The 21,044-nt window shown below is 68.0% G+C and carries 27 protein-coding genes; 21 read left to right on the top strand and 6 right to left on the bottom strand.

Annotated elements, in window-relative coordinates; genetic code table 11:
- Positions 1-5: 5 nt before the first annotated feature.
- The gene (locus NWFMUON74_RS04075; RefSeq protein ID WP_187686653.1) at positions 6-869 is read right to left on the bottom strand and encodes a polysaccharide deacetylase family protein; all 864 of its coding nucleotides are present in this window, start codon (positions 867-869) and stop codon (positions 6-8) included.
- Positions 870-934: 65 nt separating this feature from the next.
- Between NWFMUON74_RS04075 and NWFMUON74_RS04080 the strand changes: the two genes are divergently transcribed.
- Positions 935-1,324, top strand: a complete 390-nt coding sequence (locus NWFMUON74_RS04080) for a MerR family transcriptional regulator (RefSeq protein ID WP_187686654.1) — start codon at positions 935-937, stop codon at positions 1,322-1,324.
- On the opposite strand, the gene NWFMUON74_RS04085 is transcribed toward NWFMUON74_RS04080, so the two are convergent.
- Entirely contained in the window at positions 1,308-2,825 is a 1,518-nt protein-coding gene (locus tag NWFMUON74_RS04085) for an aldehyde dehydrogenase family protein (RefSeq protein ID WP_187686655.1), read from the bottom strand. The two genes, NWFMUON74_RS04080 and NWFMUON74_RS04085, sit on opposite strands and share 17 nt — an antisense overlap.
- A gap of 593 nt (positions 2,826-3,418) precedes the next feature.
- Here NWFMUON74_RS04085 and NWFMUON74_RS04090 point away from each other — a divergent pair.
- From NWFMUON74_RS04090 to NWFMUON74_RS04100, 3 genes are read left to right on the top strand one after another with little or no spacing between them, the layout of a single operon-like run.
- Positions 3,419-4,483, top strand: coding sequence for an ATP-binding cassette domain-containing protein (locus NWFMUON74_RS04090; RefSeq protein ID WP_187686656.1), 1,065 nt, complete (start codon positions 3,419-3,421; stop codon positions 4,481-4,483).
- A 41-nt stretch (positions 4,484-4,524) separates the two neighbouring features.
- Positions 4,525-5,292 carry an ABC transporter permease gene (locus NWFMUON74_RS04095; RefSeq protein WP_187688915.1) on the top strand — a complete coding sequence of 256 codons (768 nt, stop codon included), beginning with the start codon at positions 4,525-4,527 and terminating at the stop codon, positions 5,290-5,292.
- Between the two features lie 41 nt (positions 5,293-5,333).
- Positions 5,334-6,197, top strand: a complete 864-nt coding sequence (locus tag NWFMUON74_RS04100; protein WP_425300797.1) for an ABC transporter permease — start codon at positions 5,334-5,336, stop codon at positions 6,195-6,197.
- A gap of 102 nt (positions 6,198-6,299) precedes the next feature.
- On the opposite strand, the gene NWFMUON74_RS04105 is transcribed toward NWFMUON74_RS04100, so the two are convergent.
- Positions 6,300-7,556, bottom strand: a complete 1,257-nt coding sequence (locus NWFMUON74_RS04105; RefSeq protein WP_187686657.1) for a TetR/AcrR family transcriptional regulator — start codon at positions 7,554-7,556, stop codon at positions 6,300-6,302.
- A 131-nt stretch (positions 7,557-7,687) separates the two neighbouring features.
- Here NWFMUON74_RS04105 and NWFMUON74_RS04110 point away from each other — a divergent pair, with 131 nt between their 5' ends.
- From NWFMUON74_RS04110 to NWFMUON74_RS04120, 3 genes are all read left to right on the top strand, one after another.
- The gene (locus NWFMUON74_RS04110; protein ID WP_187686658.1) at positions 7,688-8,470 is read left to right on the top strand and encodes an enoyl-CoA hydratase-related protein; all 783 of its coding nucleotides are present in this window, start codon (positions 7,688-7,690) and stop codon (positions 8,468-8,470) included.
- Positions 8,471-8,862: 392 nt separating this feature from the next.
- Positions 8,863-9,621 (top strand): SDR family oxidoreductase, encoded by a 759-nt coding sequence (locus NWFMUON74_RS04115; protein WP_187686659.1) that lies wholly within the window; start codon positions 8,863-8,865, stop codon positions 9,619-9,621.
- A gap of 75 nt (positions 9,622-9,696) precedes the next feature.
- A complete protein-coding gene (locus NWFMUON74_RS04120) occupies positions 9,697-10,722 on the top strand; it encodes an SDR family oxidoreductase (RefSeq protein WP_187686660.1) in 1,026 nt (341 codons plus the stop codon).
- Here NWFMUON74_RS04120 and NWFMUON74_RS04125 read toward each other — a convergent pair.
- Together NWFMUON74_RS04125 and NWFMUON74_RS04130 are read right to left on the bottom strand one after the other, a co-directional pair.
- Positions 10,688-11,893, bottom strand: a complete 1,206-nt coding sequence (locus tag NWFMUON74_RS04125) for a lycopene cyclase family protein (RefSeq protein ID WP_187686661.1) — start codon at positions 11,891-11,893, stop codon at positions 10,688-10,690. The genes NWFMUON74_RS04120 and NWFMUON74_RS04125 overlap by 35 nt on opposite strands.
- Before the next feature lie 30 nt (positions 11,894-11,923).
- Positions 11,924-12,400 (bottom strand): hotdog fold domain-containing protein, encoded by a 477-nt coding sequence (locus NWFMUON74_RS04130; RefSeq protein WP_187686662.1) that lies wholly within the window; start codon positions 12,398-12,400, stop codon positions 11,924-11,926.
- A 519-nt stretch (positions 12,401-12,919) separates the two neighbouring features.
- On the opposite strand from NWFMUON74_RS04130, the gene rpsJ reads away from it, so the two are divergent.
- From rpsJ to NWFMUON74_RS04200, 14 genes are all read left to right on the top strand, one after another.
- On the top strand, positions 12,920-13,225 hold the full coding sequence (gene rpsJ / locus NWFMUON74_RS04135) for a 30S ribosomal protein S10 (RefSeq protein ID WP_003938093.1): 306 nt from the start codon (positions 12,920-12,922) through the stop codon (positions 13,223-13,225).
- 14 nt (positions 13,226-13,239) lie between these two features.
- Positions 13,240-13,905, top strand: a complete 666-nt coding sequence (gene rplC / locus NWFMUON74_RS04140; protein WP_187686663.1) for a 50S ribosomal protein L3 — start codon at positions 13,240-13,242, stop codon at positions 13,903-13,905.
- Entirely contained in the window at positions 13,902-14,591 is a 690-nt protein-coding gene (gene rplD / locus NWFMUON74_RS04145; protein WP_187686664.1) for a 50S ribosomal protein L4, read from the top strand. The genes rplC and rplD overlap by 4 nt, the downstream gene beginning before the upstream one ends.
- Complete coding sequence (rplW, locus tag NWFMUON74_RS04150) at positions 14,588-14,893, top strand: 50S ribosomal protein L23 (RefSeq protein WP_187686665.1); 306 nt, start codon at positions 14,588-14,590, stop codon at positions 14,891-14,893. The genes rplD and rplW overlap by 4 nt, the downstream gene beginning before the upstream one ends.
- A gap of 33 nt (positions 14,894-14,926) precedes the next feature.
- Positions 14,927-15,757 carry a 50S ribosomal protein L2 gene (gene rplB / locus NWFMUON74_RS04155; protein WP_187686666.1) on the top strand — a complete coding sequence of 277 codons (831 nt, stop codon included), beginning with the start codon at positions 14,927-14,929 and terminating at the stop codon, positions 15,755-15,757.
- Positions 15,758-15,772: 15 nt separating this feature from the next.
- Complete coding sequence (gene rpsS / locus NWFMUON74_RS04160) at positions 15,773-16,054, top strand: 30S ribosomal protein S19 (protein WP_024800475.1); 282 nt, start codon at positions 15,773-15,775, stop codon at positions 16,052-16,054.
- Positions 16,051-16,449 (top strand): 50S ribosomal protein L22, encoded by a 399-nt coding sequence (gene rplV, locus NWFMUON74_RS04165; RefSeq protein WP_187686667.1) that lies wholly within the window; start codon positions 16,051-16,053, stop codon positions 16,447-16,449. The genes rpsS and rplV overlap by 4 nt, the downstream gene beginning before the upstream one ends.
- Positions 16,450-17,259: a 30S ribosomal protein S3 gene (gene rpsC / locus NWFMUON74_RS04170; protein ID WP_187686668.1), complete on the top strand. Its 810-nt coding sequence runs from the start codon at positions 16,450-16,452 to the stop codon at positions 17,257-17,259. It abuts the gene before it with no gap.
- A 3-nt stretch (positions 17,260-17,262) separates the two neighbouring features.
- The gene (rplP, locus tag NWFMUON74_RS04175; protein WP_187686669.1) at positions 17,263-17,679 is read left to right on the top strand and encodes a 50S ribosomal protein L16; all 417 of its coding nucleotides are present in this window, start codon (positions 17,263-17,265) and stop codon (positions 17,677-17,679) included.
- Positions 17,679-17,918 carry a 50S ribosomal protein L29 gene (gene rpmC, locus NWFMUON74_RS04180; protein WP_187686670.1) on the top strand — a complete coding sequence of 80 codons (240 nt, stop codon included), beginning with the start codon at positions 17,679-17,681 and terminating at the stop codon, positions 17,916-17,918. The genes rplP and rpmC overlap by 1 nt, the downstream gene beginning before the upstream one ends.
- Before the next feature lie 70 nt (positions 17,919-17,988).
- Entirely contained in the window at positions 17,989-18,285 is a 297-nt protein-coding gene (rpsQ, locus tag NWFMUON74_RS04185; RefSeq protein ID WP_067581284.1) for a 30S ribosomal protein S17, read from the top strand.
- A 151-nt stretch (positions 18,286-18,436) separates the two neighbouring features.
- Entirely contained in the window at positions 18,437-18,802 is a 366-nt protein-coding gene (locus NWFMUON74_RS04190) for a type II toxin-antitoxin system RelE/ParE family toxin (protein WP_232110831.1), read from the top strand.
- On the top strand, positions 18,799-19,125 hold the full coding sequence (locus tag NWFMUON74_RS04195) for an XRE family transcriptional regulator (RefSeq protein ID WP_187686671.1): 327 nt from the start codon (positions 18,799-18,801) through the stop codon (positions 19,123-19,125). Before NWFMUON74_RS04190 ends, NWFMUON74_RS04195 begins: the two co-directional genes overlap by 4 nt.
- 273 nt (positions 19,126-19,398) lie before the next feature.
- Positions 19,399-20,409, top strand: coding sequence for a DUF6585 family protein (locus NWFMUON74_RS04200; RefSeq protein ID WP_187686672.1), 1,011 nt, complete (start codon positions 19,399-19,401; stop codon positions 20,407-20,409).
- Between the two features lie 3 nt (positions 20,410-20,412).
- Here NWFMUON74_RS04200 and NWFMUON74_RS04205 read toward each other — a convergent pair whose 3' ends face one another.
- Positions 20,413-21,018, bottom strand: a complete 606-nt coding sequence (locus tag NWFMUON74_RS04205) for a maleylpyruvate isomerase N-terminal domain-containing protein (RefSeq protein WP_187686673.1) — start codon at positions 21,016-21,018, stop codon at positions 20,413-20,415.
- Positions 21,019-21,044: the final 26 nt, after the last annotated feature.

The following is a 21,044-nucleotide window of genomic DNA, read 5'->3' on the forward strand; positions in this document are numbered from 1 at the left end:
CGCGGCTAATGGTTCGTCGCGTAGTGCTCGGCGATGTCGTCGCTGGTGGTGACCCACACTCCGGGGTGGTTGACGACGTAGTCGAGGGCCTCGTCCAGGTAGCGGTGGCGGAACGCCTGGCCGGTGACGAAGGGATGCAGCGCCAACCCGAACACGCGCCCGCTGTCGGCCGAGTCGGCGTACAGCTGGTCCACCTGGTCCTTCACCATCCGCACGAAGTCCGGCCCGGTGAGGCCCTTGGTGACGAAGACGCCGATGTCGTTGAGTTCCACCGAGTACGGAACACTCAGCAGCCCGGGCACATTCAGCCGGTAGGGCTGGTCGTCGTTGGTCCAGTCGAGCACGTAGCGCAGGCCCAGCTCCGCCAGCAGTCGCGGGGTGTCGAAGGTCTCGGTCAAGCCCGGGCCCATCCAGCCGCGCGGCCGGTAGCCGGTGGACTTCTCGATGGCCGTGACGATCTCGCGCAGCGCGACCCGCTCGTCTTCCACTGACAGCCCGGTGTGCAGGTGGCTGTTGCTGCTACCGTGCGCGAGCCACACCCAGTCACGGGCCCTCCCGGCCTCGATGATCTGCGGATACCGCTCGCCCGCATCGGAATTCAGCAGCGCGCTGGCGCGGATGCCGTGCTTGTCGAGCAGTTCCAGCTGCCGCCAGAACCCGACCCGCGGGCCGTAGTCGCGCCAGCCGTAGTTGAGGGCGTCCGGCGTCAGCGAGGTGGTGCCCTCGTAGGTGGCCGTGCCGGGCAGATCGACGTAGAAGTGCTCGATATTGAGGCCGACGTAGAAGGCGACCCGCTTGCCGCCGGGCCAGTGGATCGGCTCGCGTTCGGTGATGGGGCTGTAGTCGAAGAGGGTGACGTCTTTGCTCATGGCGCTATGCTCGAACCCTCACATAGATGTGAGGGTCAAGCGAGAGTTGTTGTGAGGTAGGGCATATGCGAATCGGTGAGCTGGCGGAGCGCACGGAGACCTCCCCGCGCCTGCTGCGCTACTACGAGGAACAGGGGCTGTTGCGGGTGGGCCGCACCGCCAACGGCTACCGCGACTACGACGAGCGCCTGGTCGAACAGGTGCTGCACATCCGCGGCCTGCTGGAGGCGGGCCTGCCGACCCGGCTCATCAAGCAGATCCTGCCCTGCCTCGACGATCCGGCCGACATCCATTTCGCCGATGCCGACCCCGAGATCCTGGCGACCCTCGAGCGGCAGCGCGACCGGCTGGCACACCGCATCGAACTGCTGATCCGCAACCGCGATGCCATGACCGCCTACATCGACTCGCTGCGCAGCTGCGCGCGCGAGCCGGACGCTACCGTCCGTGCCTGAGCCGGAAGACGGCCTTGGCCCAGCGCAGGTGGCGCGGGTGACGGTCGAAGGTGGTCAGGTTGACCGGGGCGCGGTAGCGCTTCTGCGCGATGGCCAGGGTGCGGCTGAACTCCCGCAGCCCGGCCTCGCCGTGCGCATGGCCCTGGCCGTACTCGCCGACCCCGCCGAACGGCATGGACGGAATGCCCGCGGAGGCCATCGACGAATTCACCGTCACCACACCGGTTCTGATGCGGTCGGCCAGTTCCGGCACCGCGCGCACGTCGCGGGTGAACACCGCCACCGCCAGGCCCTGCCCGGCGGCGTTGATGCGCTCGACCGCCTCGTCCATGGTCGCGACGCGGTTCACGATCAGCACCGGCCCGACCGCCTCGCCGGTGATCGCCGAACTGTCCTCGGGCACGTCGGCCAGCACGATCGGCTCGATGTAGGGCTCGCGGATCGAGTCCAGGCCGCCGACCACGGCCCGGCCGCCGCGCGCGATGGCGTCCTTGACCTGTCGTCGCACGATGTCGACCTGCGATTCCAGGATCATCGGGCCGTAGGAGGCGCGGCGGTCGCCGCCCGGCCGTAGCTTGCGGGCCTGCGCCGCCACCTTCTCGAGGAAGGGGTCGTACACCGATTCGGCGACGTAGGCGCGCTGGATGCCGGTGGGGCTCTGCCCCGCGTTGGACATGGCGCCGAAGACGGCGGCCTCGGCGGCGTCGTCGAGTTTGGCGTCGACCTGCACCACCATGGCGCCCTTGCCGCAGTGCTCCACCACCACCGGTGTCATGGACTGCGCGCACAGCGAGATCACTTCGCGGGCACCGCTCTCCGACCCGGCGTAGGCGACCTTGTCGAGCCGGGCGCGGCACAGCGCGGCGCCGGTGCTGCTGTCGCCGGTGATCACTTGCAGCACGGGCTGATTCGGGGCCAGCCGGCTCCAGCTCTCGGCCAGCCAGACGCCGACGCCGGAGGTGAGTTCGCTGGGTTTGAACACCACCGCGTTGCCCGCGGCCATGGCGTAGGCGATCGACCCCATCGGGGTGAAGACCGGATTGTTCCAGGAGCCGAGCACACCCACCACGCCCAGCGGCAGGTATCCGACCGAGGCGCGCTGATTGCGGGTGAGCCAGGTGGAGCCGAGCCGGCGGCGGCCCAGCGCGCGTTCGGCGTTGCGGGCCGCCCAGTCCAGGTTCTCCACCGCGAGCATGACCTCGATGGCGGCCTCGACCTCCGGCTTGCCGGTTTCGGCGCAGACGATGTCGACCAGTTCACCGGCATTGCGCGCGATGGCGCGCTTCCAGTCCAGCAGCCAGCGCCGCCGGCCCGCGAATCCGAGTGCCGCCCACCATTTCTCGGTGGCCCGGGCGGCCCGGACGGTGCGGGTCACCTCGCCGGTGCCCATCATCGCGAAGTCGCCCACCGCCTCACCCGTGCGGGGATCGAAGGACGTGAGCACCTTCGGGCGGACCGTCCCTCCCGTGTGCGCTGCCGTGCGGCGCGCCGACTCGGCCATTGGTCACCCTCTCGCTGGCGAATGCTCCGGCAACCGGTCCTCCCCGACCGGATCGCGATTGCCGCAGACAGGTGAGTGTCTTCAATTCCCCTGTCCGCCAGACTATGGGCGCGCCCCCGCCACCGACAAGAATGGGTTATCGAGCCAGACCACCCGGTCTGTCTGCGGACCAGCGCCGATCTGCGCACGAGCGGCAATAAGGATTGAAATGTGAGTAACGCCACAAGTATTCGCGCGCGGGTTTGGGTACCGGCCGTTCGGCCCGGGAACCCCCGAAGCCAGGCCCCCGCAATCACGTTGCCGCAGAACGCCTATCCCATGCCCACACCCACCCTGCCGAACACACTCACAACCAGTCGGCAAGGAGACACTCACGACCAATCGGCAAGTGCACACTCGGGAAGCATCCGCCACGGACACACTGACGAACCCCGGCAAGGAAAGGTCCCCCTCACGCAACCACAAACCCGCCGCGGCGAAGCCGCGGCAATTGAACACAGTAACATCGCGGCAGGTGGATGGGATCACCTACCGAGGCGTGCACACGGCGTTCCGGACAATCCGGTCGCTGCCCGGTCGATAGTGGAGAGTTGATGCCGAGCTTGGACAATGCGGAACCGCAACCCCCGGGAGAGCCGGAGACGGCCGGGACGACCGCGGGCCCCGACGACCGCGTCGTAGCCGACGCGGTGCCGGTGGTTTCGGAACCGGCGGTGGTGGTGTCGGAGGTCCGCAAGTCCTTCGGTGACGTGCACGCGCTGCGGGGTATCAGCTTCACCGCCGAGCGTGCCAGCGTGCTCGGCATCCTCGGCCCCAATGGCGCGGGCAAGACCACCGCGGTGAAGATCCTCTCCACGCTGCTGCGCCCCGACGCCGGGACGGCCGTGGTGGCGGGTCACGACGTCGTGCGCGATCCTGCGGGCGTGCGGCGCTCGATCATGATGACCGGGCAGTACGCGGCGCTGGACGAGAATCTGTCCGGCCGGGAGAACCTGGAGTTGTTCGGCCGCTTGATGGGCCTGGCGAAGAAGGCGGCCCGGCAGCGAGCCGACACCTTGCTGGAGGAGTTCGACCTGGTCGGCGCGGGTAAGCGTGCGGTGCGGCACTATTCGGGCGGCATGCGGCGGCGCGTCGATATCGCGTGCGGGCTGGTGGTCCGGCCGGAGGTGGTTTTCCTCGACGAGCCGACCACGGGCCTGGACCCGCGCAGCCGCCAGGGCGTCTGGGATCTGGTGACCGCGCTGAAACAGCAGGGCATCACGGTGCTGCTCACCACGCAGTATCTCGAGGAAGCCGATGTGCTCAGCGACAACATCATCGTCATCGATAAGGGCGCGGTGATCGCCGAGGGCACGGCCGACGCGTTGAAGGAGAAGACCGGCGGCAGCTATTGCGAGGTGGTGCCGCTGGATCCGAAGCAGCTGCGCACCGCCGCCGACGCACTGGGCGAGCTGCTTCCCGAGGCCGTGCGCACCGACGTGCTCGCCGACGGCGCCGACCGCGTATCCATACCGGCCCCCGACGGCGCGGCGACCCTCGCCGAGGCGGTGCGTCGGCTGGACGCGGCCGGGGTGGAGCTGGCCGACATCGCGCTGCGCCGACCCTCGCTCGACGATGTGTTCCTCTCCATCACCGGGCATTCGGGCGGGAATCAGTGACCGTCTCGACCGCGACCGCCGAGACCCGGCTGTTCGCCGATATGCCGCCCGCGCGGCCGTCGAGCTTCGCGCAGTGGCGGGCCCTGACCGGACGGCTCGTGCGGACCATGGTGACCAAGGGCGAGCTGATCGTCGCTGTGATCACGCCGCTGGTGTTCACCGTCGGTTTCTATCTGCCGCTGCGCTTCGTGATGAAGGTCGGCGGCATCGATTACGCGCAGTTCGTCATGCCGATCATCGTGTTGCAGACCATGGCGTTCACGATGATGTCGAATGCGCAGATCGCCGCGATGGAAGCGCTTACCGGGCTCAACAGCCGCATGCAGACCATGCCCATCGGGAGTCTGGTGCCGCTGGTGTCGCGGCTGTCCGCGGGCCTGGTCCGATCGGTGACATCGCTGGCCGCGGCGATCCTGTTCGGGTATGTGATCGGATTCCGCTTCGTGGCCGGGTTCGGGCAGGCCGTGCTGTTCCTGGTCTTCTCGCTGGCGGTGGGCACGGTGCTGGCGATCGGCGCCGACGGGCTGGGCAGCTTGACCAAGAGCCCGGAGTCACTGAGCCAGGCATTGACGCTGCCGACCTTGATCTTCGGCATGCTGTCATGTGGTTTCGTGCCCGAGGTGGGTTTCCCGGCGTGGATCCGTCCGTTCGTGCGGAACCAGCCGATCTCACAGTTCTCCTTCGCCATGCGCGACATGGCCGAGCACGGGGTGAGCTGGCATGTGCTGTGGGTGCCGCTGGTGTGGCTGGCGGGGCTGGCGATCGCGTTCGTGCCGCTGGCTGTCTGGGCGAATACGAGGCGGGCGTGAGTAGCGGGGCGGGAACGGCGGAGTCGGCGGTGGGCCGGGATATCGGTGAGGAGCGTGCGGACATCGCTGCGAAGGACGTCGATTCGTTCGGCGGCAGGAGCCCGCTGCCGGTGGCGCCGCCGCAGTCGGAGCGCGCGCTGTCGACATGGGCGCGGCACAGCCTGATCCAGTGCCGCCGTCTGCTGCTGGTGTGGTCGCGTGATCCCGCGACCACCATCCAGGCGTTGATCTATCCGGTACTGACATTGCTGATGTTCAAGGTCGTGCTGGGCTACATGATCGAGAACGCCACCGGCATGCCCAGCTACTACGGCATGGTGCCGATGATCACGCTGGTGGCCGCCATGTCGGGTGCGGTGGTCAGCGCGCTGGGTTTCCGGACCGAGAAGATCACCGGCCTGCTGAGCCGGTTCTGGACCATGCCGATCCATCGGGCCGCCGGGCTCACCGGACGGCTACTGGCCGAGGCCATCCGGGTACTGATCTCCACGCTGCTCGTGGTCGCGGTCGGGGTGTGCATCGGCTTCCGGTTCTGGAACGGGCCGCTGGCCTCGCTGGCGATGATCGCCATTCCGGTGCTGTTCGGCGTCGCGTTCGCGGTCATGGTGACGGCATTGGCCACGGTGTCCGAAGGGGTCATGCTGGTGAACGTCATCGCCATCGTGAACACGCTGCTGATGTTCTTCAACTCCGGATTCGTCCCGACCTACGCCTATCCGCCCTGGCTGCAGAAGACGGTGGAGAACCAGCCGATGAGTACCGCGGTCGACGCCATGCGCGGCCTGGCCTGGGACGGGCCCATCGCCACGCCCCTGCTCAAGACCATCGCCTGGATCGTCGGCATGATCGTGGTCTTCGCCTACCCCGCCGTCCGGGGATACCGCCGCGCCGCCGAAACCGCCTGATCCTGGCGAAGAGCCAGCCGGGCTAACGGGGAAGCCCGGCGGGATAACGGGGGAAGCCCGGCGGGATGGCGGGGAAGCCTGGCGGGACGGCGGAAGTTTGAATCAGCCTTCGGGTGAATTCTCGCCCAGCAGAGCCGCGTTCATCAGCGCCTGCATGCGGGCGAGGCTTTCCGGGCGGCTGTCGAAGCGCATGCGGCGGCCCACGTCGACGACCTGGGCGATGGCCGCGTGGACGCGGAAGCGCGCCTCGGCCGGGTCGCCGTCGAGCAGGTGCGCCCACTCCAGCACGTTCTGCCGCTGGATGGAGCGCAGCTTCTGCTGTTCGGCGGCGGGCAGATTGGAGAACTCGGCGAAGTAGACCGGCAGGATCTCCGGCATCGCGAAGGTGAGCCGCGCGAATCTGGCCGCGATGCGCAGCGCGGCATCGGAGCGGCTGGTCGCCTCGGCGAGAGCCTCGGAGTTGGCGATCGCGACCCGCTCGCCGGTGCGGTGGAAGGCCGCGGCCAGCAGGTCGGACTTGCTGGAGAAGTACCGGTACACGCTGGAGGCGTTGATGCCGACGGCCGCGCCGATCTCCTCGATGCTGGCCTCGTGGTAGCCCTGCCGGCCGAAGATGCGGATGGCCTCGGTGAGCAGTTGCTCGCGCTTGCTGCTCAGCGGCAGCCCGCGCACGGCCGATTCCGGTGTGGCCGGGCCGGGCGGGGGCGGTAGCTCGGTGTGCAGGATCGAGCGGCAGATGTCCTGCAGCAGATCGGTGAGCCGGCTCGTGGCCAGCGCGGTGCGGTGGGCGGTGATGCTGCCGATCGCGCCGAGCATTCCGGTCGCGAGGATTCGGATGTCCAGCGGCGACGCGTCGGGTCGCAGCGGAGCGATCGCGTTCTCGACGGTTTCGTGCAGGCCGTTGTAGATCACGCGGATGCGCGCGCGGTCCTCGGGGCCGAGATACCGGCGCTCCCACCGGTAGAGCCCACCCTCGCGGCGCACCTCGATGGTGTGCTCGGCCAGCGCCCGGATCAGCGCGGTGAGTCGCGATTCCGGATCCAGCCGCGGGTCGTCGGCGCCGCGCGCGGTGTCGAGCAACTGTTGCGCCCCGGCCTCGGCGGCCGCGACCAGCAGCGCGTACTTGTTGGTGAAGTGGCGGTACAGCGCGGGACCGGAGATGCCGACCTCGGCCGCGATCTCGTCCACGCCCACCGGGTGGTAGCCGCGCTCGCTGAACGCACGGGCAGCGACCCGCACGATCTGCGCTTTCCGGTTCTTCGGCCGACGCTGCACCGGCGCACGGCGCTCGCCGCGTCCGTTCGGCGAGCTGTCCGGTCGCGCGGAAGCGAGCCCGGCCTCGCTGCGATCCGCGACCATACACCTCTCCTTCTGCCGTGCCGCCCTTGTTGACAGCGCCGGACAAGTCAACCTAAGTTAACCACAATTCGCAAAGTTAACCATCATTCTGGTGTCGTCGCCGACACCGGCGGCCTTCCTGGGGAGTTGCCATGAGCACCACCGACCACACCGGATTCACAGCCGTCCACGACGGGCCGGTGCTGCGCGTCACCATCACCAACCCCAAACGCAAGAACGCCATCGGCTACGACACGATGGTCGGGCTGGGCGAGACCTTCGCGACCGTCGACCCGTCGGTGCGGGTCATCGTGCTCACCGGCGAAGGCAGCGACTTCTGCACCGGCGCCGACCTCTCCGCCACCGCCGCCGAGGCACAGCGCGGCATCACACCCGAGATGACCATGGACGCCGCCAACCGGCTGGTGCAGGCGATCGTGGACGCGCCCGTACCGGTGGTCGCGCGGGTGCGCGGTGCGGCGGCCGGGATCGGGGTGGCGCTGGCGCTGGCCGCCGACCTCACCTACGCGAGTGAGGATTCCTATTTGCTGCTGGCGTTCATCAATATCGGGTTGATGCCCGACGGTGGGGCAGCGGCGTTGGTTGCGGCGGCGGCCGGGCGGGCGGTGGCGGCTGAGATGGCGTTGGTGGGGGAACGGCTTTCCGCTGGCGAGGCGAAGGGGTTCGGGCTTATTGCCGGTGTGCTCTCCGGCGAGGAGTTGGATGCGAAAGTCGAAGGGGTGGTGGCGAAGTTGGGGGGTGGGCCTCGGCGGGCGTTGGAGTTGACCAAGCGGGCGTTGAACGGGGCTGCGTTGGGGGCCCTCGATCGTGCGCTCGAGGTCGAAAAGGCCGGCCAGGTCGAACTGCTGCAATCGGCAGACTTCCTGGAAGGGGCGACGGCGATGTTGCAGAAGCGGAAGCCGGTGTTCGGGTAGGGGGAGGAGGGTGGCGTGTTGAGTTAGGTGGGGGCTGTATTTTTGGCCTCCGCTTCGCTCCGGCGGGTTTTCGGCGCCCTGTGGCTCGGTTTTCGAGCACCGCTGCTGGCTCCTTCGTCGCTTCGCAGCGGTGCTCGAAAACCGAGCCGCGCCGAAAACCTTTGGGGTTGGCGGGCTATGGGAGGGTTTTGGCGGAGGGGGTTGCGTGGGGTGGGAAGAGTTGCTTGAAGGGTGAGGAGTTGCTCGCGGGGTGAGGAGTTGCTCGAGGGTTGAGAGGTTGCGTGAGGGTGGGGGTTGCCTGAAGGCGGGGGAGTTGCCTCAAGGGGGTGGGTGGGCATGTCACAGTGGGGTGGGGGTTGGCGTCTTTCTTGTGTCACTACGGAGCAAGGGAGATGGCGATGCGGGTTGCGGTGTTGGGAGCCAGCGGGCGGATCGGGCGTGACGTTGTCGACGTTCTGAAGGGCCGAGGGCACGAGGTGGTCGCGGCCACTCGGGAGGTGGGTGTGGATGCCTACAGCGGTGGGGGATTGGCGGCCGCGTTGGCGGGGGTGGAGGTGGTGGTGGACGCCATCAACGCCGCCACCACCGAGACCGATGCGGTGGTGGACTTCTTCCGCACTATCGGGCACAACGTGCAGAGCGCGGCGGCCGACGCGGGAGTACGGCGGATCGTGTTGGTGTCGATCATCGGGATCGATGAGTTTCCCGCGGGACATTATGCGGGGAAGGTGGCGCACGAGCGTGCCTATCGGGAGGGGGCGGTGCCGGTGCGGGTGCTGCGTGCCGCGCAGTTTCACGAATTCACCGAGATGATGTTGGACTGGACCACTCAGGGTGACACGGCATATGTCCCGAAGATGCGGACGCAGTTGGTCGCCGCCCGTACGGTCGCGGAGCGCTTGGCGGCGATGGTGGTCGAGCCGGATGGGGCGGACCTGGTCGAGATCGCCGGACCGCACGAAGTGAACCTCGCGTCCGCCACGGCGAAACTGGCCGCCCGGCGCGGTGTTCCGGCCCACGTCCGCGAGGTGGTCCTGGACGACGACCCCAATCACCGGCTCCAGGCCGACGGTGCGCTGCTGCCGCGTCCAGGTGCGATCATCGCGGGGCCGACCTTCGACGAATGGTTGGACGCGCACTATCCGGCATAAGAACGGCGGCAATCCGGCGAACGGCTCGCAACTTGCCTACCGATAACCGAACCTGCTACGCGCTAGTCTGACAACATGGCTTACCTGGTTACTGGGGCGACCGGGTGCATCGGGCGATATCTCGTTCCGGAATTGCTGAAACGTAGCGACGAGGTGTACGTACTGGTGCGGCCCGGTGCGGATTCGGCGTATCGCTTCGATCGGCGCACCCGGGAGTGGGGTGGCGGCGAACGGGTGCGGCCGGTGCGCGGCGACCTCGGCGCGCCGGGCCTCGGCATCGACCCGGGCTGGCTGGCGGCGCGGCGGGGCGGCATCGACCACGTCTTCCACCTCGCCGCCGGGTCGGACGCCACGGCGCCGGGTGGCACCCGCCATGTGGTCGATGTCGCGGAGCGGCTGGAAGCTCGAGTGCTGCATCATGTTTCGACGGTCGAGGTGGCGGGTGCGGCGGCGGGGCCGTTCACCGAGGGCATGTTCGATATCGGCCAGGCGCTGCGCACGCCGCGCCAGCGCGCCGCGTTCGAATCCGAGCGCCTGGTGCGGGAGCAGGCGCGGGTGCCGTGGCGCATCTACCGGCCGTCGATCGTGCTGGGGCACTCCCGCACCGGCGAGGTCGACCGCGTCGCGGGGCCGTACTACTTCTTCCGGCTGCTGCGCATGGCCGCGCAGCTGCCCCGGATCCTGCCCCTGCTGGCACCCAAACTCGGCGAAACCAATGTGGTGCCGGTCGATTTCGTGACCCGGGCGCTGGACCACATCGCGCACGGCCCGGCGGCGTCCGGAACCACCTTCCATCTGGTCGACCCGCGTCGTCAGAGCGTCGCCGACGTGCTCAACCTGTTCGCCGATCAGGCCGGAGTGCCGCACCTGCGGGAGGTGATGCCCAAGCAGACCCTCGACACGATGACCCGCCTGCCCGGCCTGGCCTGGGCGCTCCCGCGGCTGGGTGTACCGCGGGACGTGCTGGAGCACAGCGAATTCGGCTGCTGGTTCGACCACCGCAACACCACCGCCGCGCTGACCGGCACCGACATCCGCGTCCCGCCGCTGGCCGGCTATGCCCCGATCATCTGGAAGTACTGGATCGAGAACTGGGTGTGACGGGTTCCGTGGCGTACTCGTAACCCACCCAGCGGTTCCGGTTGGTCCACCCGACCAGGTCGTAGCGCCAGCGGAACGGCCAGGTCCGCGCCACCGTCATGAACAGCACCGCGCCCAGGGGCGCGTAGTCGTCGTGGGCGGACAGCAGCGCGCGCTGGCGGCGCGGCGAGGCGGTGAAGAACGCGTCGAACATGGCGATGGACTGCGCTGTGGTCAGCCGCCCCAGGCCGTAGACCCCGCGCATCCGCATCCAGTACACCAGCCGCGCCCGCCGAGACCACAGCGCCGCAACGGGATCCGCGCCGGCGCGCAGCGCGTCGATCGCGGTGTCCGCCAGGGCGAGCGAATCGGCCACGCTGTAACCGGTGCACGGATGCATCATCCCGCCCCGCGAGCCGAACGGAATCGCCCCGCCCGCACCGCGTTTCGGCGGCGGCTGGTCCAGCGGGTAGTGCGCCGCCTCGCTCGGCTCGTCGCCGCGCAGCCGGATGCCATGCGCGGCAAGGCGATTCAACGTGCGGCGGCGCAGTTCCCGCTGCGGCATCCCGCCGCGCAGCCCGAGGCTGGTCTCCTCGAAGATCACGGTGCCGTCACCGAGCGGCACGGCGTACAGGAACGACGGCGGCTCGTGCGGACCCGCCCCGTTCTCGTCGCGCCAGTCCAGCAGCAGCCCCTCGCCGTCGCCCACCATCGGCGCGGCCCGGTCCGCGTCGACGAAGATGCCGTGCGCGCTCGCGGTCCGGCGGCTGCCGGGGGAGGGCAGGCCCCGGGCGTCGAACACCGTCGCCGCCGTAACGGTGGTCCCGTCGTTCAGTTCCACCCGATGCGCGTCCACGCTGGTGGCGCGCCCGGCCAGCACGGTCGCCCGCTCCAGCGAAAGCGCGTCGCGCAGGCCCTGTTTCGACAGCACGCAGTACGGCCGATCGATGCGATGCTCGGCCTTCGTCCACACCACCGGGGCCTCGATGCGCTGCGCGATCGCGCTGTCCGGCAACCATTCCGGCAGTTCGTCCACCCAGCAGGAGTAGGTCGGCGGCCACAACCGGTCGGGTCGCGGGTCCACCGCCACCACGCTCAGCCCGGCCCGCATCGCCCGATGCGCCAGCGCCCGCCCGGTCGGGCCCAGGCCGACCACGCACACATCCGCGTCCGGGACAGACCGAGCGTTCATGGTTGTCATTCAAGCAGCCGCGCGCGCCGCCTACTTCGGCGTGACCCACGTCGTGATGTCGGCGTGCACCACCTCCACGCCCTTCTTGTCGTAGATCGAGACGGGAACCACCACGTCCAGCCCCTCGGTGAGCGAGGCGAAGTCCGGAATCTCGGCCAATCGCGCGACGGCCCGCAGCCCGGACTCCGCCTTGGTCAGGTATCGCACGTTCATGGCCTTGGGGATCCAGCGGTGCGTCGTCGGCACCGTGGCCTCGCTGAGCATGCCCATCGCCACCTCGGCGAGGTTGCACGCGGCGATGGCGTGGAAGGTGCCCAGATGGTTGTGGATGCCGAACCACTTCGGCGCGGTGACCTCGCACAGTCCGGGTTCCAGCCGCGTCACGCTCGGCACCACGGTCCCGAAGTACGGCACCCGGGCGACCATGCCCAGGGAGAACAGCGCGTGCCCGAGCCGGTTGTCGGGCAGCTTCTTCCAGCCGCGATAGGTGGCGGTCTCGTTCGTCATGCCGCTATCTTACTCGCTAGTAAGATAGCGGCATGAGCGGCCGTGTACTGTGGCGCAGGCCGGACGGCGGCGCTGGTGGCGGGGTTGTCGGCGTCACACGGACCCCGATTTGAACTCGCCCGGACGGCTCAGGCATACTGTTCGGGTTGCCTGCATCGGGTGGCGTGTGTCCTGCGGATATTCGCCCCGGCCGGTGTCGGGCGAGCAGTACCCACTCTGTATCCCGTCGAGTCCGGCGCGGATACATCCGGGGCGACGTTCCGAGGCCAAGGGAAGAGATTTCTGCCGAGGCCGACGAATGAGCAGACGGGCGACACGCCCGACCGCGTGGACCGGAAGAACCATGACAGATGAACAGCGGCGAGGGATCGGGTCGAACCCCGGTCGTGGTCTGGACGGATTGCGTCAGCTGTGATTTCTCAGGTTCGGGCATGCAAATGAGGGTGCTTCGGAAGGCGACTTCCGCGAGCGGCCTCCACACCGAAAAGCGAAAGCTAAGCGGAGAAAAGGACACTCAGCGTGGCGGGACAAAAGATCCGCATCAGGCTCAAGGCCTACGACCATGAGGCGATCGATGCGTCTGCGCGCAAGATCGTCGAGACGGTGACCCGCACCGGTGCCCGTGTGGTCGGGCCGGTGCCGTTGCCGACCGAAAAGAACGTGTACTGCGTCATCCGTTCGCCGCACAAGTACAAGGACTCGCGCGAACACTTCGAGATGCGCACCCACAAGCGGCTGATCGACATCCTCGACCCGACGCCGAAGACGGTCGACGCGCTCATGCGCATCGATCTGCCGGCCAGTGTCGACGTCAACATTCAGTGACGGGGACTGTAGATATGACTGACAACAAGAATCGGCCGGCGACCGGCATCCTGGGCACCAAGCTCGGCATGACCCAGGTCTTCGACGACAAGAACCGCGTCGTTCCCGTGACCGTCATCAAGGCCGGCCCGAACGTCGTGACCCAGATCCGCACCGAGGAGCGCGACGGCTACTCCGCCGTGCAGCTGGCCTTCGGCGCGATCGACCCGCGCAAGGTGAGCAAGCCCGTCGCCGGGCAGTTCGCCAAGGCCGGCGTGACGCCACGCCGCCACGTCGCCGAGATCCGCGTCGCCGACGCCTCGAGCTTCGAGGTCGGCCAGGAGCTGTCCGCCGACGTGTTCGAAGAGGGCGCGTTCGTCGACGTCACCGGCACCAGCAAGGGCAAGGGCTACGCGGGCACCATGAAGCGCCACGGCTTCCGCGGCCAGGGCGCCTCGCACGGTGCGCAGGCCGTGCACCGCCGTCCGGGTTCCATCGGCGGTTGCGCCACCCCCGGCCGCGTGTTCAAGGGCATGCGGATGTCGGGCCGGATGGGTAACGACCGCGTCACCACGCAGAACCTCTCGGTCCACAAGGTGGACGCCGAGAACGGCCTGCTGCTGATCAAGGGCGCGATCCCGGGTCGCAAGGGCGGCATCGTGATCGTCAAGAGCGCTGCGAAGGGTGGTGCCCGGGCATGAGCACCGATACCAAGACCAACCTCACGCTGCCGGTGAAAGAGCCGGGCGGCAAGACCAACGGCACCGTCGACCTCCCCGCGGAGATCTTCGACGTGACCGCCAACATCGCGCTGATGCACCAGGTCGTCGTGGCCCAGGAGGCCGCCGCGCGCCAGGGCACGCACTCCACCAAGACCCGCGGCGAGGTCCGCGGCGGTGGCAAGAAGCCGTACCGCCAGAAGGGCACCGGCCGCGCCCGTCAGGGCTCGACCCGTGCGCCGCAGTTCACCGGCGGTGGCACCGTGCACGGCCCGCAGCCGCGCGACTACTCGCAGCGCCTGCCGAAGAAGATGAAGGCCGCCGCGCTGCGTGGCGCCCTGTCGGACCGCGCGCGCAGCGAGCGGATCCACGTCATCACCGAACTGGTCGCGGGACAGACGCCCTCGACCAAGAGCGCCAAGAGCTTCCTGGCCGAGTTGACCGACCGCAAGAAGCTGCTGGTCGTGGTGGGCCGCGAGGACCTCGCCGCGTGGAAGAGCGTCGCGAACCTGCCGCACGTGCACCCGATCGCGCCGGACCAGCTCAACACCCGCGACGTACTGAACAGCGACGACATCGTGTTCAGCGTGGAGGCCCTGAACGCCTTCGTGCACGGCCCCGCGGAATCTCCGCAGAACACAGTGGCTGCACAGGAGGACAGCAAGTGACCACCATCGCCGATCCCCGCGACATCCTGCTCGCGCCGGTCATCTCCGAGAAGTCCTACGGGCTGATCGAGGAAGGCACCTACACCTTCCTGGTGCGTCCGGACGCGAACAAGACGCAGATCAAGATCGCCGTGGAGAAGGTCTTCGGCGTGAAGGTGACCAGCGTCAACACCGCCAACCGTCAGGGCAAGCGCAAGCGGACCCGCTTCGGTTACGGCCAGCGCAAGAGCACCAAGCGCGCGCTCGTGACCCTCTCGGCCGACAGCAAGCCCATCGAGATCTTCGGAGGCCCGGTCGCGTAAGCGGCGGGGAGTCCAGAAAGCAGAGAAGAACTCATGGCAATCCGTAAGTACAAGCCGACTACGCCGGGCCGCCGCGGCTCCAGCGTCTCGGACTTCGCCGAGATCACCCGGTCGACCCCCGAGAAGTCGCTGCTGCGCCCGCTGAGCAAGTCCGGCGGCCGCAACGCGCACGGCCGGATCACCACCCGGCACCGGGGCGGCGGGCACAAGCGCGCCTACCGCATCATCGATTTCCGTCGCCTGGACAAGGACGGCATCCCGGCCAAGGTCGCGCACATCGAGTACGACCCCAACCGGACCGCGAACATCGCCCTGCTGCACTACGCGGACGGCGAGAAGCGCTACATCCTCGCGCCCAAGAACGTCACCCAGGGCACGAAGATCGAGTCCGGCGCCGGCGCCGACATCAAGCCGGGCAACAACCTGCCGCTGCGCTCGATCCCGACCGGTACCACCATCCACGCGGTGGAGCTGCGTCCGGGCGGTGGCGCCAAGATGGCCCGTGCCGCCGGCATGAGCATCCAGCTGCTGGGTAAGGAGGGCGCCTACGCCGTCCTGCGTATGCCCTCCGGTGAGATCCGCCGCGTCGACGTGCGCTGCCGCGCCACCGTCGGCGAGGTCGGCAACGCCGAGCAGTCGAACATCAACTGGGGCAAGGCCGGCCGCATGCGCTGGAAGGGTCGTCGCCCCACGGTCCGTGGTGTCGTGATGAACCCCGTCGACCACCCGCACGGTGGTGGTGAGGGCAAGACCTCCGGTGGTCGCCACCCGGTCAGCCCGTGGGGTCAGCCCGAGGGCCGCACTCGTAAACCCAACCGTCCGAGCGACAAGCTCATCGTCCGCCGTCGCGGCAAGAAGCGTTAAAGAGGAGGTTAAGACATGCCACGCAGCCTGAAGAAGGGCCCGTTCGTCGACGAACACCTCCTCAAGAAGGTGGACGTCCAGAACGAGAAGAACACCAAGCAGGTCATCAAGACCTGGTCGCGTCGTTCGACCATCATCCCCGATTTCATCGGCCACACCTTCGCCGTCCACGACGGCCGCAAGCACGTGCCGGTGTTCGTGTCGGAGAACATGGTCGGGCACAAGCTCGGTGAGTTCGCGCCGACCAGGACCTTCAAGAGCCACGTCAAGGAAGATCGGAAGAGCAAGCGGCGATGAGCACAGAAACTCAGAACCCGACCGCGCGCGCGACCGCCAAGTTCGTCCGCGTGACGCCGATGAAGGCCCGCCGGGTCGTGGACCTGGTCCGCGGCAAGCGGGTCGAGGATGCGCTGAACATCCTCCGGTTCGCGCCGCAGGCCGCGAGCGAGCCGGTCGCCAAGGTCGTGGCCAGCGCCGCGGCGAACGCCGAGAACAACCTCGGCCTGAACCCGGACACCCTGGTCATCTCGACGGCCTACGTCGACGAGGGCGCGACCATGAAGCGCTTCCAGCCGCGTGCCCAGGGACGTGCGTTCCGAATTCGCAAGCGCACCAGCCACATCACCATCGAGGTCGAGAGCGTCGCAGCCGCCGCCCCGGCTCGTAGCCGCCGGAAGGGAGGGGCTAAGTAAATGGGACAGAAAATCAACCCCCATGGCTTCCGCCTCGGTATCACCACCGATTGGAAGTCCCGCTGGTACGCGGACAAGCAGTACAAGGACTACGTCAAGGAAGACGTCGCGATCCGCAAGCTGCTGTCCACGGGCATGGAGCGGGCCGGCATCTCCAAGGTCGAGATCGAGCGCACTCGTGATCGCGTCCGGGTGGACATCCACACCGCGCGTCCGGGCATCGTGATCGGCCGGCGTGGCGCCGAGGCCGACCGCATCCGCGCCGAGCTGGAGAAGCTCACCAAGAAGCAGGTGCAGCTGAACATCCTCGAGGTCAAGAACCCCGAGTCGGATGCGCAGCTGGTTGCTCAGGGTGTGGCCGAGCAGCTGTCGAACCGTGTGGCGTTCCGTCGCGCGATGCGCAAGGCCATCCAGTCGGCCATGCGTTCGCCGAACGTCAAGGGCATCCGCGTGCAGTGCTCGGGCCGCCTCGGTGGCGCCGAGATGTCGCGCTCGGAGTTCTACCGTGAGGGTCGGGTGCCGCTGCACACGCTGCGCGCCGACATCGATTACGGCCTGTACGAAGCCAAGACCACCTTCGGCCGCATCGGCGTGAAGGTCTGGATCTATAAGGGCGACATCGTCGGCGGCAAGCGCGAGATCACCGCGTCCGAGCCGGGCCGCAACGAGCGTCCGCGTCGTGAGCGGCCGAGCCGTCCGCGGCGGTCCGGTTCCTCCGGCACCACCGCGACCAGCACCGAGGCCGGGCGTGCCGGCGCCGCGACAGCGGTGGCGGAGCCGGCCGAGGCCGCATCTTCGAAGGAGGGCTGACCAATGCTGATGCCTCGCAAGGTCAAGCACCGCAAACAGCATCACCCCAAGCGTTCCGGCATGGCCAAGGGCGGCACCTCGGTGGCGTTCGGCGACTACGGCATCCAGGCGCTGGAGCCGGCGTACGTCACCAACCGCCAGATCGAGTCGGCGCGTATCGCGATGAACCGGCACATCAAGCGTGGCGGCAAGGTGTGGATCAACATCTACCCGGACCGCCCGCTGACCAAGAAGCCCGCCGAGACCCGCATGGGTTCCGGTAAGGGTTCGCCGGAGTGGTGGGTCGCGAACGTGAAGCCCGGCCGGGTCATGTTCGAAATGTCGTACCCGAACGAGGAGACCGCTCGCGAGGCCCTGCGCCGCGCGATGCACAAGCTCCCGATGAAGTGCAGGATCGTGACCCGGGAGGAGCAGTTCTGATGGCTACCGCCAATCCGGCCGCTGAGCTCCGCGAGCTCGATGACGAGGCCCTGGTCGCGAAACTGCGTGAGTCCAAGGAAGAGCTGTTCAACCTGCGCTTCCAGATGGCGACCGGTCAGTTGCAGAACAACCGGCGTCTGCGTGTGGTCCGCCACGAGATCGCGCGCATCTACACGGTCATGCGCGAGCGCGAGCTCGGCCTGGCCTCCGGTCCTGAAGGCAAGGGAGACGCGGCATGAGCGGTCAGGCGCGTAGGCGGCAGCGGAGCGTAACCACGCAGCGCCCCGCTCTTGCCGGAAAGGAAACAGCATGAGTGACGCCAAGGGCCCGGCCAAGACGCCGGCCAAGCAGGAGGAGCGTGGCTCGCGCAAGGTGCGCATCGGCTACGTCGTCTCCGACAAGATGACCAAGACCATCGTGGTCGAGCTGGAAGATCGCGTGAAGCACAAGCTCTACGGCAAGATCATCCGCACCACCTCGAAGGTGAAGGCACACGACGAGAACGAGATCGCCGGCGTCGGCGACCGCGTCCAGCTGATGGAAACCCGCCCCCTGTCCGCCACCAAGCGCTGGCGCCTGGTGGAGGTCCTGGAGAAGGCCAAGTAACCCTCTCCTCGGCTGAGTCGAAAAGCGAAGGCCCGCTTCCCTTTCGGGAGGCGGGCCGTCGCCGTTCCATGGCGTCCGGTGGCAGACTCCTGGACTGATGACCATTGCCATTCTCAGTACATAGGCGTACTGTGAACTCTACGATCTTCCGGTGAGCTATCGCCTGGAGATGGTCGATGAAGTCCGTGACTGGCTGCATCGGCTGCGTCGTGTCGACCGGTCTTCCGCCCTGCTCGTAGGCCAGGCCATAGCCGCCTTGTTGGAGGAAGGTCCGGCGTTGGGGCGTCCGCTGGTGGACCGGATCAAGGGCTCATCGCTACACAATCTCAAGGAGTTGCGGCCGGGATCGGCCGGTGCCAGCGAGGTCAGGGTTTTGTTCGTCTTCGATCCGGAGCGCAAGGTAGTGCTTCTGGTTGCGGGTGACAAAGCAGGCAATTGGAGCGGTTGGTACCGAACCGCGATCCGCGAAGCGGAGCAGCGGTACGAGCAGTATCTGGACGAAAGGGAGCGGATATGAGCCGGACGCACGGTTATGACCGGGAGAGCTTCCTGTCCGAATTCTTCCCCGACGAGGCCGACCGCAGCGAGGTGGAGCGTGGTGCGCAACACCTTGTCGAAGTCAGCCGCGCGACTCGGCTGGCCGAGATGCGCAAGCGTCTCGGATTGACACAGGCCGAGGTGGCGAAGCGCATGCATGTGCGCCAGGAACGCGTCTCAGCGATCGAACGAGCAGCGGTGAGCGTCAGCGAATTGCGAACGCTCGCTTCCTATATCGAAGCGCTCGGCGGCCGCCTGGAGATCGTCGCGGATTTCGGAAGCGAACGCCTGGTCGTTGGTTGACGTAGGTGCGGGAGACCCTCACCGGGGTGGGCGGCGGGCAGCGTGTCGACTTCGTTCCCGCACGGCGAAACTCGGCGATGGGCGGGGGCGGGGGTGGGGGCTGCCGGCGGGCGGATTACTCTCCGTGTGGCTGCGATTCTCGGGTGCCGGGGATAAGTGGCCGAAAGGTTAAGGCATGCTTTCTTTGTTGTGCTCGAACCGCGTGGAGCAGTAGCGGGATTCCGTCGAGTCGAATACGATCCGCGCGGAACCAACCGTCCGTTGGAGGAACAATTGACCACCCCGAGCACGCAACAACGCGAGACCGGGGGAACCGGAGGTCGGCGCACGGTACCCCTGTCGCAGCTGATCTACCTCTTGGCCGACCACGACAAACTCGGCGAGCACCGCCAGACGTTCCTGCTCGCGCCGATGAGCGGGGACGCGGTGGTGCGCGGCTGCGCGCTCGTGGCGAGCGGACTGGTCGCCGTGGGCGGCCTGTGCGCGGCCGCGGGGTCGTGGCTTGGATGCGGTGCGCTCGGCGGGCTGGCCCTGGTTCCGGCCGCGATCGCGGTGCTGCGCCGGCGTCGTAATCGCGGAAACCGCAAGGCCCGCCTGGATCTGTTCGATCACGGCATGACGGTGTATCGCGGCGCCGAGGACATCGTGGCGTTCCGCTGGGACACCGTCGAGGTGCGGCAGCAGGTTATTCCGTTTCACAATGCCGCCACCGCGACGACCGACTATTCGTTCACGCTGACCGGACCGGGCCCCAGCACAGCGACTTTCGACGAGAATGTCTTCGAACGCGCCGGCGAATGGGGCCCCGCTATCCAAACCGCGGTCACCGCAACCCAATTGCCCGGAGTGGTCACCGCGATCGATAGCGAGGAGACGGTGCTGTTCGGCGACATCGCCGTGAACCTGATCGAGCTTGCCCACGCGGGGAAGTCCTATCCGTGGGAGCACATTCAGCGCATCGAGGCGCAGCACGGACTGGTGTGCATCAAGGTCGACGGACAATGGATTTCGCTGGAACCGGTGGAATCCATACCCAACTTCTATATTTTCAACGAGGTGGCCGAACGGCTGCGGCTCGCGGCGCTGGAAGAGGCGAATGCCGCGGCCGCCGAGGAACGCGCGCCGGTGCCGAATGGCACGATCGCGCGGCCCGCCGTGACCTTCCTCGGCGGCGCCGTCACGCCGACGATCCGGCCCGAGCCGACCGGTGCGGTATCCGGGCAGCAGGGTGAGACGGTCGGAGCACTGGGCGCCGCCGGCGATTCGGTCGAGCAGCGGCCCTGACGGCTATCGCATGACCGGCAGCACCCGGGCCTGCGAACGGCCGGTGGCTGCCTCGATGAAATCGACCGGATCCGCCACCGCGGCGAGGATTTCGGCGGTTCGGCGCAAACCGGCCGGTGGCACGGGTGCGCCGCCGATGGCGTCGATCAGGTCCAGCAGGTGCACGGTCGCCTCGACCGTGGTGGTGTCCGCTATGGCCTGGAAGCTGACCGTGCCGAGGATCGGGTGGGTGAGCCCCGCATCCGGTGCGGCGGACCGGAACTCGGCGATCATGGCGGGGCCGAATTCGGCGAAGTAGCGCACGAGCGTTTCGGCGCCGACCGCTGCCGCCTGCTGGGCCCCCGCGGCGACGTCGTCGGCGAGAGTGTGTGCGGGACCGCCGGGTTCGTTGAAGCGGCGCAGCCATTGCGAGCTACTGGTCACCGTGGGCGCCTGCACCTGTTGCCCGCGCAGGAAGTGCAGCACTTGGTCGTCGGGCGCCATGTGCGCCACGAGATCCTGCACGGTCCACCCCGGCAGCCGGGTGGGCGTGGCCCACTGCTCGGGTGTCAGGGCGGCGACTCGTTCGCCCCAGGTGCGGGACAGCTCCTCCAGGACTGTGATTTCCATGTGGGCCATGATCCTCTGCGGGAACC

The organism is Nocardia wallacei (genome assembly GCF_014466955.1).
GTDB classification, from domain to species: domain Bacteria; phylum Actinomycetota; class Actinomycetes; order Mycobacteriales; family Mycobacteriaceae; genus Nocardia; species Nocardia wallacei.